Annotated in this window: 2 protein-coding genes; both read left to right on the forward strand. The window is 62.7% G+C overall.

Going from position 1 to position 1,523, the window contains the following annotated elements:
* Positions 1 to 44 precede the first annotated feature (44 nt).
* Entirely contained in the window at positions 45 to 584 is a 540-nt protein-coding gene (locus tag AC1D00_RS40620) for a TRAP transporter small permease subunit (protein WP_011086532.1), read from the forward strand.
* The coding region (locus AC1D00_RS40625; RefSeq protein ID WP_477014577.1) for a TRAP transporter large permease at positions 581 to 1,523 on the forward strand (943 nt) is incomplete at its 3' end. The genes AC1D00_RS40620 and AC1D00_RS40625, both read left to right, overlap by 4 nt.

Consider the following 1,523-nt stretch of genomic DNA (forward strand, 5'->3'; position numbering starts at 1 on the left):
GAAGCCTCCCGTGATGTGTTAGGCCGCGACGGAGAGAAAGTAAGATGCGTCCATTGCTGGCGCTCAGCAACGCCATCGACGCCCTCAACGAAAAGATTGGGTACGTCTGTAACCTGCTCGTGCTCCTGGCGTGCCTGGTCAGCGCGGCCAACGCCATGATCCGCTACGCCTTCAACGACTCGTCGAACGGCTGGCTGGAACTGCAATGGTACATGTTCGCCATCCTCGTGATGTTCGGCTCGGCCTACACCTTCAAGCGCAATGAGCATGTGCGGGTCGAGATCTTCTACCTGACCCTGTCCGAGCGGGGCCAGCTCTGGCTCGACATGATCGGCACTCTGTTCTTCCTGATCCCCTCCTGTCTCCTGCTCGCCTATCTGTCCTGGCCGTTCTTCATGCAGGCCTATAGCGTCGGCGAGACGTCGGCCAATGCCGGCGGCCTGATCCGCTGGCCGATCAAGTTCGTGATCCCCGCCGGCTTCGTGATGCTGGCGCTCCAGGGTGTTTCCGAAGTCATCAAGCGTATCGCGGCTCTCCAGGGCTATGTGACGATCGACGCCAAGTACGAGAGGCCGACCCAATGATTACGCTGGAGATGATGCCGCCGTTGATGTTCGGCGGCCTGGTTCTGGCGATGCTGATCGGCTTCCCCGTCGCTTTCACGCTGGCGGCCGTCGGCCTTTCCTTCGGCTTCCTCGCCATCCATCTCGGCTTCTTCGATCTCAACTTCCTCCAGGCGATTCCCGGCCGCGTGTTCGGCAGCGTGCTCTCCAACGAGCTCCTGCTCGCGATCCCGTTCTTCACCTTCATGGGCGCCATATTGGAGAGATGCGGGCTGGCTGAGGACATGCTGGCTTCGATGGGCCAGCTGTTCGGCCCGATCCGCGGTGGTCTCGGCTATTCCGTCATCATCGTCGGTTTCATCCTCGGCGCCATCACCGGCACGGTGGCGGCGCAGGTGATCGCCATGGCGCTGATTTCGATGCCGGTGATGATCCGCTACGGCTACAACATGCGCTACATCACCGGCGTGCTCGCCGCCTCCGGCACGATCACGCAGCTGGTGCCGCCCTCGCTGGTGCTGATCGTGCTCGCCGACCAGCTCGGCAAGTCGGTCGGCGACATGTATCTCGGCGCCTGGGGCCCCTCGGTGTTCCAGATCATGCTGTTCGCCGGCTACACTTTCATCCTCGGCCTGATCAAGCCGGGCCACGTGCCGCCGGTGCCGAAGGACGCGCGCACGTTGACCGGCTGGCCGCTGTGGAAGAAGTGCCTGATGGGCATCATCCCCTCGGCCGTGCTGATCTTCGTCGTGCTCGGCACCATGATGATGGGCCTTGCCACGCCGACAGAAGCCGGCGCGATGGGTGCCGTCGGCGCCATCGTGCTCGCCGCGATCCACCACAAGGACTTCACCTCGACCGACCGCAAGATCTTGATCCTCGGTGTGATCGCTGCCGGCATCGGCACCATCATCGCGATGCTGTACAGCGAGAATCTGATCTTCAGGCTCGCCTTCGCCC

The organism is Bradyrhizobium sp. P2_E8 (genome assembly GCF_056403875.1).

What these genes read in the sequence shown, in the direction of transcription:
- AC1D00_RS40620 (WP_011086532.1), top strand. Translation starts at nt 45, where the DNA reads ATGCGTCCATTGCTGGCGCTCAGCAACGCCATCGACGCCCTCAACGAA.